General features: G+C 58.1%; 10 protein-coding genes. 9 read left to right on the top strand and 1 reads right to left on the bottom strand.

Going from position 1 to position 15,210, the window contains the following annotated elements; all coding sequences use genetic code 11:
* Positions 1–9 precede the first annotated feature (9 nt).
* From GMET_RS10120 to GMET_RS10080, 9 genes are all read left to right on the top strand, one after another.
* On the top strand, positions 10–1,146 hold the full coding sequence (locus GMET_RS10120) for a glycosyltransferase (RefSeq protein ID WP_004512946.1): 1,137 nt from the start codon (positions 10–12) through the stop codon (positions 1,144–1,146).
* A gap of 197 nt (positions 1,147–1,343) precedes the next feature.
* Positions 1,344–2,156 (top strand): exosortase, encoded by an 813-nt coding sequence (xrt, locus tag GMET_RS10115; protein WP_238378902.1) that lies wholly within the window; start codon positions 1,344–1,346, stop codon positions 2,154–2,156.
* Positions 2,153–2,776 carry an exosortase C-terminal domain/associated protein EpsI gene (locus GMET_RS10110; RefSeq protein ID WP_004512948.1) on the top strand — a complete coding sequence of 208 codons (624 nt, stop codon included), beginning with the start codon at positions 2,153–2,155 and terminating at the stop codon, positions 2,774–2,776. Before xrt ends, GMET_RS10110 begins: the two co-directional genes overlap by 4 nt.
* Positions 2,777–2,796: 20 nt before the next feature.
* Positions 2,797–3,933 (top strand): glycosyltransferase, encoded by a 1,137-nt coding sequence (locus GMET_RS10105; RefSeq protein WP_004512949.1) that lies wholly within the window; start codon positions 2,797–2,799, stop codon positions 3,931–3,933.
* On the top strand, positions 3,930–5,141 hold the full coding sequence (locus GMET_RS10100; protein WP_004512950.1) for a glycosyltransferase family 4 protein: 1,212 nt from the start codon (positions 3,930–3,932) through the stop codon (positions 5,139–5,141). The genes GMET_RS10105 and GMET_RS10100 overlap by 4 nt, the downstream gene beginning before the upstream one ends.
* Positions 5,141–7,987 (top strand): hypothetical protein, encoded by a 2,847-nt coding sequence (locus GMET_RS10095; RefSeq protein ID WP_004512951.1) that lies wholly within the window; start codon positions 5,141–5,143, stop codon positions 7,985–7,987. Before GMET_RS10100 ends, GMET_RS10095 begins: the two co-directional genes overlap by 1 nt.
* A gap of 5 nt (positions 7,988–7,992) precedes the next feature.
* Positions 7,993–10,155 carry a CARDB domain-containing protein gene (locus tag GMET_RS10090; protein ID WP_004512952.1) on the top strand — a complete coding sequence of 721 codons (2,163 nt, stop codon included), beginning with the start codon at positions 7,993–7,995 and terminating at the stop codon, positions 10,153–10,155.
* Positions 10,156–10,157: 2 nt separating this feature from the next.
* Positions 10,158–10,862 carry an Ig-like domain-containing protein gene (locus GMET_RS10085; RefSeq protein ID WP_004512953.1) on the top strand — a complete coding sequence of 235 codons (705 nt, stop codon included), beginning with the start codon at positions 10,158–10,160 and terminating at the stop codon, positions 10,860–10,862.
* Positions 10,859–12,973 carry a hypothetical protein gene (locus tag GMET_RS10080; RefSeq protein WP_004512954.1) on the top strand — a complete coding sequence of 705 codons (2,115 nt, stop codon included), beginning with the start codon at positions 10,859–10,861 and terminating at the stop codon, positions 12,971–12,973. Before GMET_RS10085 ends, GMET_RS10080 begins: the two co-directional genes overlap by 4 nt.
* On the opposite strand, the gene GMET_RS10075 is transcribed toward GMET_RS10080, so the two are convergent.
* Complete coding sequence (locus GMET_RS10075) at positions 12,945–15,095, bottom strand: hypothetical protein (RefSeq protein ID WP_004512955.1); 2,151 nt, start codon at positions 15,093–15,095, stop codon at positions 12,945–12,947. The genes GMET_RS10080 and GMET_RS10075 overlap by 29 nt on opposite strands.
* Between the last annotated feature and the right edge of the window lie 115 nt (positions 15,096–15,210).

The following is a 15,210-nucleotide window of genomic DNA, read 5'->3' as shown; positions in this document are numbered from 1 at the left end:
ATTACGGTCATGTACATCATCGACACCTTCCTGTCCCCGTGCGGTTCACCGATGCAGGGAGGAGCGGAGAAGCAGCTCGGCATCCTGGCGTCGTCCCTCGACCCGTCCCGTTTCAGACCCCTGGTTGTTCAGCTTGCGCCACGGGGCGCGGTTCCTCTTAAGGACGGGAAACTTGGTCCAGCGCGGGTGTTCCATTTTCCGACGGGCAAGTTCTACTCCCCCTCAGGATTTGGGCAGATGCTCCGTATTGCCCGCCTGGCGCGGGAAGAGCGGGTCGATATTATCCAGACCTTCTTCGAGAAGGCTGAGGTGATGGGGTGGCTGGCGCGACGGCTTGCCGGAGTGCCGGTCTGGATGACATCGAGGCGGGACTTGGGGTTCAAGCGCAAGCCGGTGTATGACCGGATTTTTCGGGTATCCTCCCGATCCTGCGATGGTCTTGTGGCCGTCTGCCAAGCAGCGAAAGATGAAACCGTCACCAGGGAGGGATTTCCCGCCGGGAAGATCGAGGTCATCTACAATGCCCTGGAGGAAGGAACTTTGGAAGGTGCCACGTCTCCGCTGCCGTCCCGGTCTGATCTCGGTCTGCCGGCTGTTGGTCCCTTGGTGGGGATGGTGGCAAATATGAATTTCGAGATCAAGGGACATCGTTACTTCATCGAGGCGGCGGATCGAGTGGCGAGGAAACAAAGCGCCGTTCACTTCATCCTGGTGGGAGACGGCGCGCTTCGGGCCGACTGTGAACGGCAGGCACGGGATCTCGGTCTCTCGGAGCGGATCCATTTTCTGGGAAAACGGGGCGATGTCCCGGCGATCCTGGCGCACTTAGATGTTTCGGTGCTCTGTTCCACGAGCGAAGGGCTTTCCAATGTCATCATGGAGTCCATGGCTGCCGGCAAGCCGGTCGTGGCGACGTGTGTGGGGGGGAACCCTGAACTGGTTCAGGACGGCGTGACCGGCTTGGTGGTGCCCCCTGCCGATTCGGCCCTCCTTGCGGCGGCTGTCGGGGCGCTTCTGGATGATCCGACCCGCGCCCAGGCCATGGGGACAGCAGCCCGACGGGTGGCGGAGGAACGATTCTCGGTGCGGGCCATGGTTGAAGCGCACGAGGAACTGTATTGCAGATTGTGGTCGGGGAAGAATTGAACCAAACAACCTTCTCACGAAAGCACGAAAGGTTGAAAGCACGAAAAAAGGTCTAAAAACAAATGAAGTTTGAAGATTTAAGGGGTTTTCTTTCGTGCTTTCCCAATTTCGTGTTTTCGTGGTGAAAGCTATTGGGTATGAGAGGTAATTCAATGGAAATCGCCGCAAAAAATAGTTTATTGCCCGACAGAAAAGGAATGATTCTGGGGCTTGTGTGCCTGGGGCTTTTCATCTATGCCTACCACGATACCTTCCTGTGGCTCGTGGAGCGTTATGACAATCCCGATTCCCATTATTCCCACGGATACCTGATTCCCTTCATCTGCGGTTATCTGGTCTGGATGAAGCGCAAGGATCTGGCAGGACTACCCCGGTCGAGTTCACGATTAGGATTGGGTTTGATCATCGCTGCACTGCTGACCCACGTGGCGAGCGTGTGGACCCACACCTTCTTTACGTCCGGCTTCTCGATCATGGCCCTGGCCGTCGGCCTCTGCCTCTATTTCTACGGCCCCGCGATCACCAGGCAACTTGCATTTCCTTTGGGGTTCCTCGCCTTCATGTTTCCGCTGCCGATGCGGGTAATCTCTGCTGTTTCATTTCCCCTCAAAATGATGGTTGCCAATATTGGTACGGCAATCATGGAGCGCTCCGGGATGCCCATTGTCCGCGAAGGGGCGGTGATCCACCTGACCAACGCCACTCTCTCGGTGGGGGACCCCTGCAGCGGCATTCGCTCCCTCATCGCGCTCATGGCCATGGGGGCCCTGTTCGCCTACCTTTTGCAGGCCGGCATCGGCAAAAAACTTTTCCTTTTTTCCCTGTCGGTGCCGGTGGCCATTGCAACCAACGTGCTGAGGGTCTGCACCCTGATCTTCGTGGCCGACACGTTGGGGGGAGAATGGGCGTCGCCGGAACACTGGTTTCACACCACATCGGGGCTGGCGGTTTTCTTTATCAGCATGGCTGTGCTGTTCGGCATCATGCGAGTGCTGGAGCGTCCTGAATGAGAGCTATCACACTATTGTTACTGCTCCTGGCCACGTCGGGATTTGTTTTCCTCGACAACCACCTGGCCAACAAGCCGGTTACGGTCAAGCTCGAAGATTTCCCCTTCACCGTGGGGGAGTGGCGGGGAACCCCCTACACCGTTGAGGACCGGGTGAAGGACATCCTGGAGACCGAGTACATCCTGAGTCGTGATTATTCGAGCCCCCAGGGTGAGCATGTGTATCTCTCTCTCGTGTACTATCCCGACAACAAGATCGGGTTCCACAACCCCGAGTCGTGCAATACCGGCGTCGGCATGAAGGTGCTCGATGAGCGCATTGTCCCGATTACGGTGACGCTCGCGGGTGGCAAGCAAGAGCAGATCGACCTCAACAGGCTGGTGCTGGGCTATGCCGAGCCGGTACGGGTTATCTACTATTTCTATCTCTCCGGCGACCGGATGACCGGTAAGTATTCGACTTTCAGATGGGAGATGCTTCAACAGCAGATGCAGTTCAAGCGTCCGAGCGGCGCCCAGGTACAACTGCATGTTCCGGTGCGGGGGAGTGTGGATGCAACGCGGGATGTGGCGACGCGCTACATGAATTCCCTGGCTCCGGCTCTCACCTCTTTTTTCTGAACCGGCCCGAGCTGTTGACAGTGGAGCCTCTCCATATACTACACCTCATAAGTACCTCCGGCCTTTTCGGCGCCGAGAGGGTGCTGCTCGAACTGGCGTCACAATCCCGTTCCCTCGGCATGCATGTGACCGTGGCGGCTTTGAAGAACAGCCGAAATCCGAATACGGAATTGGCAGAGGCTGCCCGCGGGGCGGGGCTGCCAACCTTGGTTGTCCCGTGCGGAGGGCGTTTCGACGCAGGAGTCGTCGGCATCCTGACGGAGGAGATCCGGAAGAGCGGGACGCAGATCATCCATTCCCACAATTACAAGAGCAATTACTACGCTCGGCAGGCCGCGGAGCTGTCAGGCGCCCGCTGGATCGTCACCAATCATGGGCGGAGGGCCGGTTTTAAACTGTTTCTCTATGCTCTTCTCGATGCCATGCTGGTGAGGAAGGCTGATCGAGTGGTTGCCGTATCTCCGAAAATTGCCGATCGGCTTGCGGTATTGGGAATCGGTAGGGATGGGCTGTCGGTCATTGACAACGGGGTCGATTTCAGCCGTTTCGAAAGCCTGCCGACCAAGGCAGATGCAGGAAATGTGCTGGGGGTAGCCGGTAGTTCCTATGTGATCGGTACAGTGGGGGCGCTCACGGAGGAAAAGGGGCACCGTCATTTGCTGCAGGCTGTCAAGAGCGTCCGCAAATCGATCCCGAATGTCGTCTGTGTTGTGGTGGGGGATGGTCCTGAGAGGCGGCGCCTTGAGCAGTTGGCTCGGGAAGAGGGGATTGAACAAACTGCTATTTTTACGGGGAAGCGGGATGACGTTCCGTCCATTTTGCCCCGCTTCGATCTCTTTGTTCTTCCGTCCCTCAGTGAAGGTCTTCCCATGGCCCTTCTGGAGGCTCAGGCGGCAAAGGTTCCAGCCATAGCCACCAATGTGGGGGCGATTGCCACAGTAATTAATAATGGTGTCACCGGTGTTGTTGTCTCCCCGGGTGATGTCCCGGCCCTTGCCGAAGCCATAATCCGCAGCCACGACGAGGCGGACAAGGCCCGCTGCATGGCCCTGAAAGGATACGAACGCGTGAAAGTGCATTACTCTGCCGATACCATGGCGCAGCGCTATATCGAAATCTACCGGGGTATGATCGGAGCAGGAGGAGCGATCGGATGAACGTTTTGTTCCTCTCCACCAAGAGCCCCTATCCCCTCATCAACGGCCACAGTCTGCGCACCTATCACACGCTGCGGGATGCAGCGCGACGCCATGACGTGACCTTGGTGACCTTTATCCAGCAGCCGGAACACGAGCTGAAGCCTGAGCACATCGAGCACCTCAAGAGTTTCTGCAAGGAAGTGCACACGTTCCCGATTCCGGTCGATCAGTCCCGCGCCAAACTGGCCTTTTCGCTCGGCTGCAACCTGTTTTCCGACCTCCCTTTTGTGGCGTCCAAATACGACTCCCCGGCGATGCGGGCCAAGATCAGGGAGATCATTGCGAACAACAAGATTGACCTTGTCCATGTGGACTTGCTCCCCCTGTCGGTTTACCTGAGTGAGTTCTTCCATCTCCCCAAAATCCTGGTCAATCACAATGTGGAATCGATCAGACTGCAGCGCTGGGCGGAATCGGACCCGAGTACGCTGAAGCGGGCTTTCTTGAAACTCCAGTGGCAGAGGCTCTGCCGGTTTGAAAAGGAGATGGTGAACCGTTTTGACCGGTGCATCGCCGTTTCTGAGCTGGACCGTGATGTTCTCGTAGGCATGGGGATAACCATTCCGATCTCCGTGGTGCCCAACGGGACGAATACCGAGTTCTTCAAGCCCATTGGACGGCCACCTGTGGAAAATTCCGTGCTCTGGCTAGGGCACATGGATGTCCACACCAATCGCGATGCAGTCCTCTATTTCTGGCGCGAGATTTGTCCGCTGATCCGGCAGCGGCAGCCCGACGCCACCATGATCTTTGTGGGAACCGCACCGCCCCGGGAGATTGCCGAGGCCGCAGCCAGCGACCCGCGGGTAAGGGTGACCGGCTTCGTGGATGATATCCGCACCTATGTGGACGAGGCACGGGTGGTGGTGGTGCCGATCCGGATCGGCAGCGGTACGCGGCTCAAGATCCTTGATGCCATGGGGATGGGAAAGGCTATTGTTTCAACCTCGGTGGGATGCGAGGGGCTTGCGGTGGAGCATGGCAGGAATATACTTGTTGCCGACACCCCCGAAGCGTTTGCAGATGAGGTCATGTCCGTCCTTGCGAACAGGGATTTGCGTGAAGCACTTGAGCGGAATGCGCGGGAATGCGCCCTTACCTACGATTGGGGCAGGCTGTGCGAGGAGCAGGAGCGGACCTACCAGGCCGCCGCAGGAGGTACATGATGAAAATGGCGCCTAAGTCCATTGCCGCGAGATGGTTTCTCACTCTACTGTTGACGGTGTCTCTCACCGTGCTTCTGTTTGCATGCCGTGAAACTGCCTCCTCGGAGTCGGAAGGATCAACCCGCTCCTGGGCTGAGAGTGAGGCGAAAAAGGTCGTTGCCACCATCCGCAAGGGGCATCCGCGGATCTATCTGACGCCGGAGCGGATCCCCGCCCTGAAGACAGAGGCGCTAACGACAAAGGCGAAGCAGTGGAGCCTGATGCACCAAAGAATGGGAGGTAAGCAGGCGGCGCTCTTCTACGCCATGGGGATCGGGCCCGAGCACGGGGCGAAGATGTCCCGTAACGATTATGGCCGAATGGCCGCCAAGGCTCTGACGGACGCCATAAGCGGGGGAAGCAAGGCAGCGCCCGATGATCTTGCGGTTCTGTACGACTGGGCCCATGGGGCGCTTACACAGCAGGAAAAGCGGGCGTTCGTGGATTTCTGCAAAAAGAGGATCGGAAAGGAAATCAGAATTCACAATGAAAAAACTTATGGTTATCGGGCTTCTCCGCGACCCGAGGGGATCGTGGCTGCCTTGGCGTTCTATGGTGACGGGATTGATGACGCCTACGCGGAAAAACTCCTCGTAACGGCCATTCGAGAGACATTACGGGACAACTTGGCCATGGAGCAAGTTGCCGGCAAGGATGGCGGCTTTGCCGACGGGACCTATTATATTTTCCAGTTGGGAGGGACATTCAATCCGTTCCTCGCCTTGTCGACGGCAACAAGGTCGTCATTTTTTTTAGATCAGGAAGTCTTTGCACGGCTTCCCAACCATCTTATCCAGGCCTTGCTCCCTTTTCCCATAGAGCGGGCCAAGACCGGCAAGGCCTTCCGTTACTTTGCCACCTTCCATGATAACTGGACTGCCACCACCACAGACTATGGTTCTGTTGGGAAAGGAATGGCGACAAATATGGCAATCACCGCTGCGGAATACCGCCGCAAGGGTGATGAAAAGACGGCAAGCCTCTATATGTGGCTGGTTAAGGAGGCCTTTGGAGGAATACCCTATCAAGCAGAAAACCCCGTCTCGTTTGTGCTCCTCGATGAAACGATTCCCCCGCTTGGTCCCAAGGAAGTCGGGTTGCCCCTGGCAGAAGCTCTGGGGTGGGATGAACGTGCAGGAGAAATCGATCGGGATCGTTTCGGTAAGAAAGCCGGCATCGGGTGGGTGGCCATGCGGAGTGCCTGGAATGACCCCGATGCCACGTATGCCCTCTTCAAGGCAGAGCCTTTCTACTACCATGGACACATGCACCACGATAGCCTGGCGTTCATGATCGCCAAGGGAGAGGAACTGGCGTTGGCACGGTCGGGAAATTACATGTGCTGGTACGAGGGGGGACCCCTGCGGGACAAAAATCCGGGGTGGCCTCAGGCGGCCAATTTTTTCACCCGTACCATTTCGACCAACAACCTTCTGATCTACGATCCGAATGAGGATTTCGGCGGCTGGGCCAACGACGGCGGCCAGCGCATTACCACCTATTGGGATGACAAGTGGGGGAGGACCTACAACGGGACTGCCAACGGCAATTACCGCGATATCGGGGGGCTGGTCCGGTTCGAGCGGAGTGACCGCTATGTCTACACGGCCGCCGATGCCACTCGTGCCTACAACTCCACTGCGGTGACCACGGGAAAGAGCAAGGCGAAGGTTTCCCTGGTGCAGCGCGAATTCGTCTATCTCCGTTCACCGGGAGGGGATGACGATTATTTCGTAGTGTTCGACCGGGTCGATGCGGTAAAGCCTGATTTCAAGAAGCTGTGGCTGTTGCAGCTCAGGGCGCGCCCCGAGTTTGACGGAAGTGCCAAGGTGACCGTGGGCAACGAGTCTGGCGGTATACACCGGTCGGAGAACACAAGCCGGATAACGGTCCGGCAGGAGCGCTCGCAGTTGCGGAGCACGACACTGCTGCCGAAAAAAGATAACCGAGTGGTTAGGCGATTGGGAGGTTCCATGGCCACGACCCTCAGAAAGCCGCTCAGATCAACGGATAACGGCCCCATTGACATCGAGGTTGCTTCGACAGCGGGCTTACCGGAACATCCGACGGTTATCATTACCAATCAACCGCCTGACCCGAACCGTGAGGTGTTCGACCGCTACTCGGTCTGGCCCCAGGCGGCCCACGCCTCGGGCAAGTCGTTCAGTGACCGGGTCGCATACTTCTGTGACGGCAGGACCAGACTGGGACAGAGTCCGGCAAAGCTCCTGGATTGCGTCAGGGCGATCAAGTCGTCCCCCGGTGCTGATATTCCCGCCGGTGCGCGGGTTATCCAGGAGTTCAGGCATATGGGAGTTGAAGGCGTTGACCGGGATAACGATGCCGGGCGCATCGACTATCCATGGGGCTATGGCTTTGGCTACAGCTATGGCGATGGCAACCAGTATGGCCTCTGGCGAGTGGAGGTGAGCCCGAAAAAGCACGCCAAATTGGATAATTTCCTCCATGTCCTTCACCCATCCCTTAAGGGGAGTGGGGGGAGTGACGCCGTACTGATCGAGTCTCGAGACGATTCGCTTTATGGGGCGCTCATCGGTAACCGGGCTGTTCTTTTTGCCAAGGGAGCCGATTTCCTGACCAAGGGGAGTTACCCGCTTTCCGGAAACGGCAAGGTTTGGCAGCTTCTGTGCGACCTGAAGCCTGGCCGTGACTATCAGGTGCGGCAGGACGGCAAGGTGGTTGCCACGGTCACGGCGAGTGCCCAGGGAACCCTCACGTTTGAGTCACTGCTGGCAGGGCGACAGTCTCAGTTTGAGTTCAGTGTCGTGACGGGCAAGGGGAGATGAAAATTATGTGTCGGAGCATACGGTTGACAGCCATGGCGGCGTTCCTGGTAATCATGGGGGGCGCGGCTTGTTCAGGCAAGCCGGTCCTGCCCGACCTGACCCTTGAAGGTGGTGATCGGAGCTACTCAGAACTTATCACCGCGCAGCAGCATTCTTTCTCCATTCATACGCCTTCCGACGCTCCCCTTGAAAACTCATCGATCCGTATCGAAGTGAACGAAGGTGAATCACTCACCCCCCGCCTCCGCTCCAGTGGCTCGGTTGACTGTTCAAGTCTTGCGTCAGTCGTTGCCGGCGTGGTGGCACCCGGCATGACTGCCGAGGAAAAGGCCCTGGCCCTCTGGAGGTTTGTCATGGACTCCTGCTACCACGGCAGATGGGGGACGAGCCTGGATGGGCTGGAACACCTGAATGTGTACGGCTACGGCTACTGCGGAACCTATGCGGCGGTGCTGGAATCCCTCTGGTGGACCGCCGGGCTTACAGCACGTCACGTCAATATCGGCAACCATGCCGCGACCGAAGTCTACTACAACAATGACTGGCACTACATTGACGCCGATACGCGAACCTATTTTCTCCTGAAGGACAACCGGACCATTGCGAGCCTCGATGAGCTTAACGACAATGTGGAGCTCTGGACAATGCTGCGGCGCGGTTCGTCGCGCAAGGCCGGCAAGAAATACTATTACATGACCATGCATCCGAACGGGCACGGCCGCTCGCCGGTTTATACGAACGACTTCACCATGGCAAAGGGGGATGTTCTGACCCTTGACTGGCAAAGCCGGGGGAAATGGTGCCTCAATCGAGGCCAGGAGGGGGGAAAAGAACCCGCTGGGGAGCCGCCTTTCTACGGGAACGGCCTGTTCACGTTTCACCGCGATTTCAAGGATCGCTCCCAAAGCCGGAGCGGGCTCGTCAGTTCTACCAATATCGACTGGCAGGATGCGGCAGCCGGTTACCTTCACCCCCAACATGCAAAGCAGGAAGCCTCGCTGGTGTACCGGGTCAAAACCCCCTATTTCATACCGGAGACGACACTGTCCGGGTCGTTTTTTCGCAAAGGGACCGGAGATTCGGCGGCAATAGATATCTCAACGGACAACGGTAAGCGGTGGGTTTCCCTCTGGCGCGCCGACGCGACAGGGACCGTCAAGGCTTCGGTAGTAACCGCCCAGACCCAGCAGGTGACCACGGACGTTCCCTGGAAATATTCTTACCTGATGCGACTGAGGATGCGCGCTGGGAAATCCCCCCGCGATGTGGGCGCCTATCACCTGGATAGTGCATCGGTGCTGGCCTATAACCCTCGGTGTTTACCGGCGCTGCGGCCGGGCGATAACCGTATAACCTTCTCCGATGGGTCTCAGGCCCGGCGAACGGTAAGGGTAACGTACAACTGGCACGACGATCTGCCGATCACGCTTTCCAAGGAAACACCTTTTGAGGGTGAAGAGATTACGGTGAGCGCACGGGTGACCAATCGGGGGGCAGCAGAGGCACATAACGTGCCGGTTGCTGTCTATCTCGGCAATCCTGCACAGGGCGGGGTTGAAATCGGCAGAGACACGATATCGCGTATACCTGTGGGGGGAACCGGTTTGGCCCGTGTGCAATGGAAGGCTACACGGAAGCTCGCGGGCAGGGCCGCTAATCCTGGCGTGCCGGTGTACGCCGTTGTGGATCCGGATAACCGAGTGGCTGAATCGGACAAGGCCAACAATGTGTTCTCGCGGATTGTCAAGGTGTTGAATCCCCCGGACGTGCGGATTCCCTCGGAATCCTTTATCCGTTTTGAAAGGGCCAAGGACCATTCACAGTCACTTGCCGTTGTTGCTTCGGTTCGCAATTTCAGCAACTCAGCAGATTATGGCCTTTTCCTGGACGATCACGGGACAGGAGAAGCTGTCGAGGTGACGGTGTATGACGGCAACCCTGCCAAAGGTGGCAAAGTAATCGGCCGTGAGACGATATCGCGGCTTCTTCCCCTGGAGCACCGGAATGTTTCGGTGAAGTGGGACATTGCGCAGCTCAAGGGTGTTCACACGGTGTACGTGCAGGTTCATCCTCCCGCCAATCTGACTCGGGCACCCGGAAAACGGGCACCGGCGGCCATGGCCGTGCCGGTTGACCTTGACGCGTATCGCAGTTGCAAGGGGATATAATTATGGCGAAGTTGGCCGCGAAGTTAACAATGAGGATGCTTCTGGCAGGCCTTGCCTTGGCCGATGTGTCATGGGGCGCCGACATTCCGCCTGCCATCGAATTCCTCTCGCCCAGGGAGGGGACGACAGTTCACGGGGAAATCTCCATCGAAGCGCGGGTCAGTAACCCTTCCGTTGTGGATTTCGTTGAGTTTTACCTCCAGGAGCCTGGTGCGAAGGATCGTTACGCCTGGAGGGAGTATGGACTTCCGCCCTACGTGTGGGGAGGCAAGGGGTACAAGCTCGATACGCGGCTCTTTGCCGACGGCCCCGCCTCGGTAGTTCTGTATTGCTATACGGGGGGGGCGAAGCCTGCTTCAGAGAAGCGGGTGCACTTCACCATCGACAACAGCAAGCCAGTCGTTCGTATCGTCTCTCCAACCGACCGTTCATCCGTTGATGGGGCATTTCCGGTCAAGGTGGAACTCATCGCCTCGAAGGGGAAAGGGAACCCGGGTGGCGTAGTGGCGGTTTCAGTTTTGGTGGACGGAACCTTGGTGCAGAAGATGACGAAGCCCCCCTTCGAGACGAGTGTGGATACCTGCTTGATGGCCCCAGGGCTCCACTTAATACGTGTCGTTGCCGAAAATGGTGAAGGTTTGACCGGCTCTGACAGTGTGTTGATAAACCGCAAGGCCGGAACGGGGCTGTTGCGGGGGACCAAGTGAAGAGAAATGTGGGCACTGGTTTCTGTGCAGTCGGTACACTCTGCGCGATTCTGGTGCTCCTCTTTTCCGGTGTCTCGGGTTGTTCCCGAACGGGAGTGCATATTGTCTCCTACCAGCTCCGTGACCGTGTAATTACCCTCCGGCAGCCACAGATGCGCTCGTCCCTGATTGTCGGATTCAAGGTCGATGCGGGAGGCATTCTCTATGACCGGCTGACAGTGCAGGGGGAATTGCGCCGTGACGGGGTGCCACTCGGACGGGACACTATCTGCCGGCTTGATGGCCCCACGGGAAGTTTCGGCTTCGACATCCCCCACCAGGCAGACCTCCTTGATCCTGAACGTCCCTATTCCATTCCAGATGGCATTTATTCAGTTCAGATACGCGTGATGGACCCTGGCGGCCATGTCGTGGCCGACCTCCTCCACGAGTTCCGACGCAACCAGCTTGGACGGAGGTTTGTGGCAAAGGGGTATGAGTACAAACCGTTCCGATGTGTTGCGGATCAACCACTGGCTGGTAGCCATTCGATCCGTTCGGTCTCGGCTCGGGTCGATACCGACGACGGGATTCTCTTTGCCCATAGCCCCCAGGAGCGGGTCTTCAGTGACAGTGTGCCTGGCAAGGGTTCGGTGGATAATGGGGTGAGCATCTGCTTGGCACGGGGTGAGACCCAGGCTGTTGCGGTTTCTCTGCGGGGGAAACGGGATCTCGGTGTCGTGTCTCTTGAAGTGACGCCCCTGCGAAGCGTCAGTGGCTCGATACTGTCTGGGGCGGTTCTCTGTGGCGTGGTCAAAGACTTGAACGAAGTGGTTCGGGAGGACGCGGAGCAGACTGCGCTCCAGGTGCGTCGGGCACCACGGCTGATCGAACAGGGCGCGGTGACGGTCGGTCATGATGAGACGCGGAGTTTCTGGATCACTGTTGCCATTCCTGTAGGTGCGGTTTCCGGCATTTACCGTGGGGCCTTGATGGTTCGCAACCATGCAGGGACGGTTGCCGAACTGCCACTGACGGTTGAAGTCCTGCCGTTGACGCTGCCGGATCCGGACATCCGCTATGGCATGATGATGGATTACGCCTTCTACGAGTTGGATAATCCCGGATGGAGCGCTGAGGAGAGGCGAACCCTCGTCAAGCGGGGAGAGGAGATCTATCGGGATTTCCGCGCCCACGGCATGAACGTTGCCTATCCCCATTCCCACTTCTTCTATCGCACTGACGACAAGGGGCAACCCGTGCTCGAAGGGCTGAAGGCGGCCCTTGGGTCATATCGCAGTCAGGGATTTTCCGGTCCCTTTGTCTGGTATCTCGGGCATCTGCTCCATACAGCCAAGCCGCAACATCCCGGGAGCATTCTGTTGTATGACGAAGAGGTGGCCGTCCGGCGTCTACGGGCTCTTCTCTCCGAGTTGGAACGGCTGTGCCGCGAAAGGGGAATTGCGAAGGAACGGGTGTTGATCCAGGTGGTGGATGAGCCGGACCGTCGGGACCAGGTGCGCACTAACGTCGGCGAAACGCTCCATCGAATCGTGCGCGAGATGGGTTTCAGAACCCTGATTACCCGCCCTTGGCCGCAAGTGGATGTAATCTGTACCGGCGACCCGGATGACGATGCTGAGGCCGACAGACTCAGGAAAACAGCGCATGAGTGGTGGATCTATCCTAACGGGGCACTGACAGGGCAGAATCTGAGCTATACCCGTTATGTTTTCGGCTTCGGCGCGTGGCGCTGGGGGGTAAACGGCGTTGTTCCCTGGACCTACCAGATGAGCCAGGGGAGCAATGGCAACCCCTTCACCGTGCTGGACGGTCCCGAGGTCATGGTGGCCTATCCGGGCGCTGCCGGTCCGATCTCTACACCAGTCTGGGAGACGATCCGGGACGGCATTAACGACTACCGTTATATCCTGGCACTTCGTGAACTGATTAACAGGGCTAAGTCGCGGGGCGACGGGCGGGGTGTCCACGTCGAGCGGGAACTGGAGCGCATCAGGGCAAGCCTTGGCGCCGGACCCTCTGCAGCGGAAGGGAGTTACGGCGCATGGCCGCCTGGAAGCTTTGATGAGGTTCGCGGCAGGATTATTGCCCTGATCCGGGAGCTGCGCTGACGACCTCGCGCAGGACGGACCGATTTCCGTAAGGATCGGTCAGTTCTGCGGTGAAGTGATAGGAGCTGCCGGGTTTCAAGCCGGTGACGGCAATAGTTGGCCTCCGCGAATAAAGAGCCGTTCGGGTTGTGGAAGGCTGAGTATCGGCTGCCGTGACGGTGACATTCATGAGGGCTACTTCCGGTGCGCTCGGATCGAAGTCCAGCTCAGTGCCGACCATGGCAGTGGCTTTGCCGTCTCTGACTGCCCACTGGATAGCGAGTCCCTTGGACGCCCGCGGCGGGGTCTCGTCCACGATGGTATGGTTCAGGTCGGGGTGGAAGAGGGGATCGCCGATCAGCGACGTGGACCAGTTCACGTGATAGGTGGAACGGAGAAAGCATTCCCCAAGGTCTCTGCCGCGCAAGAGATATTTCAGCAGAACCCGGTTATCCCAGAAGGTTGTGTTGGTAATGTGGGGACCGCCGCTGCCGGCTGGCGAGCCTGCCGCAGTAACGGTGACTCCCTGAGATATGAGCTGCCAGATGCCGGCGTCTTTTTTGTTGAGGCCGTTGGAGCTTTTCACAAAGCGTTCAATCCCACCTGGGTAGAATCCGGATCGCCGCCAGTCTCTCGTACCGGATTTGTCGGGGCTTGCTGTGTCGCTTGCGGGACGGACCATGAAGGGAACCCCTTGGCCACCCTCCGATTCTCGGATCGGGAAACCGAGGGCAGCGAGTTCTTTCCCCCCCGATGATTTCTCCACGACCGCCGATTCGAGGAGCGAAGAAAGCTTCGGCGTCAAGAAGCGTTTCAGGGTGTCGACCCGCTCTTCGGCATCCATTTCGGAGCGAAGGTACTTCGAGGCGTAGACGGCGTAGTCAATCAGCCGCTTGGCCTCTTCGGGGGTGTTACCGTCAATGCGTGAGACGGCGTAGGCGAAGAAGGCTCCTTTCTTTTCCCGACGCTCCCGCTCAAAGGGAGGGAGGTTGATGAAGGTGGGGGGAGGCGCTCCTTTCTGCAGGTAGGAGTAGGTGTCGGGGTGCATGTAGGGATTCCAGCGGGCTCCCCCGAGGGGATTCCGCATGGCTGTCGTTATCAGGTGATTGATTACCCCCTTGTCGGAGTCTTTTCCCCGGGAATTGTAGAGAGAGATTACGGGGGGCCGCAGGGTTGCCCAAGGGTAGTAGATGGTCTGCAGCCGCTGCTCGACAGAGGTGAGGGATCCGTGTTCGCCCCAGCTTGAGGTGACGCCGTGGTCGACGCCGAAGATGCCGTTTCCCGCATAGGGGACGCCATGCACCACGACGATATAGAGAATGTGATCCTTGAGGCGTGTGCCGTCGGGAAGGGCATTTCGTGGGTCTTCGAGGAACGTTCTCACTGGTGTCAGCAGATCTTCCTCAAGGATTTTGTCGTCGGGAATGTTATCGGGACCGGTGGGGGAGAAAATGAAGTTCCGGATGTCATGGTAGCGGAGCTTGAGGTCTCGAAGCACCGTGCCGGCATGGTTCTTCAAAGTGATAGAAACGGTGACGGTTCCGGCAAAGAACCTGGTGGCGTCGAGCCGGATGCTTCTGCCCTTGCCGTCCGCAGGGGGAGGATAGACGGCATCGTTACCCGGTTTGGCCGGAATGCCGCTGATTTGCAAAGCCGTTGAGATTGGGGGGACGACTTTTTCCTCTCCGGTCACCTCGGAACGGCAGGAAATGCGGAGGGTCTCCCAGTCGGCGTCCGGCTCTGAAATGTGGACTTCCACCTTGCGTGAATCACGGATCAGTTCACCACGGCCCGGGGCCGGGCCCTTGCCTCTGAACGCGATGCCGTTGCGGTTATCGGTGCTCGCTTCCCGGATGGCCCAGTCATTCAGATGTTTCTTGCCCGGGTGACGGCAACTCAGGCCGAGGAGATAGGGTTTCTTCCCGGATTTCGGGTCGGCGTGCATGGCCGCGAAGTACTCGGCCACTTCCCGCGAATCCTGTTCAGCGGCGCTCCCTTCACTCCGGTTTTTCCAGTCGGCGTTGTAGATGACGAGAACCCGGTCTGGAGTTGCAGCATAGGGCTTCAGCTTGTCGCCGGCTAGGGCGCTTGCAGCGGTAATGGCAACGAAAACGGCAACGATGAGGAATTTATTGAGGGGCATGGAGTCTCTCCTTGGGTTCGACCCAGAGTATACCAGAGTCTGTCTGTCGGAACAGTTTACATTTGTCACGCAGTTTCTTTTTTGTGTCGAAATTCTTTACGGATATAGTGCAGTC

Source organism: Geobacter metallireducens GS-15 (assembly GCF_000012925.1).
Taxonomy (GTDB): Bacteria; Desulfobacterota; Desulfuromonadia; order Geobacterales; family Geobacteraceae; genus Geobacter; species Geobacter metallireducens.
Note: the sequence above shows the minus strand (reverse complement) of the source record. Positions and strands in the feature narration are given on the sequence as shown.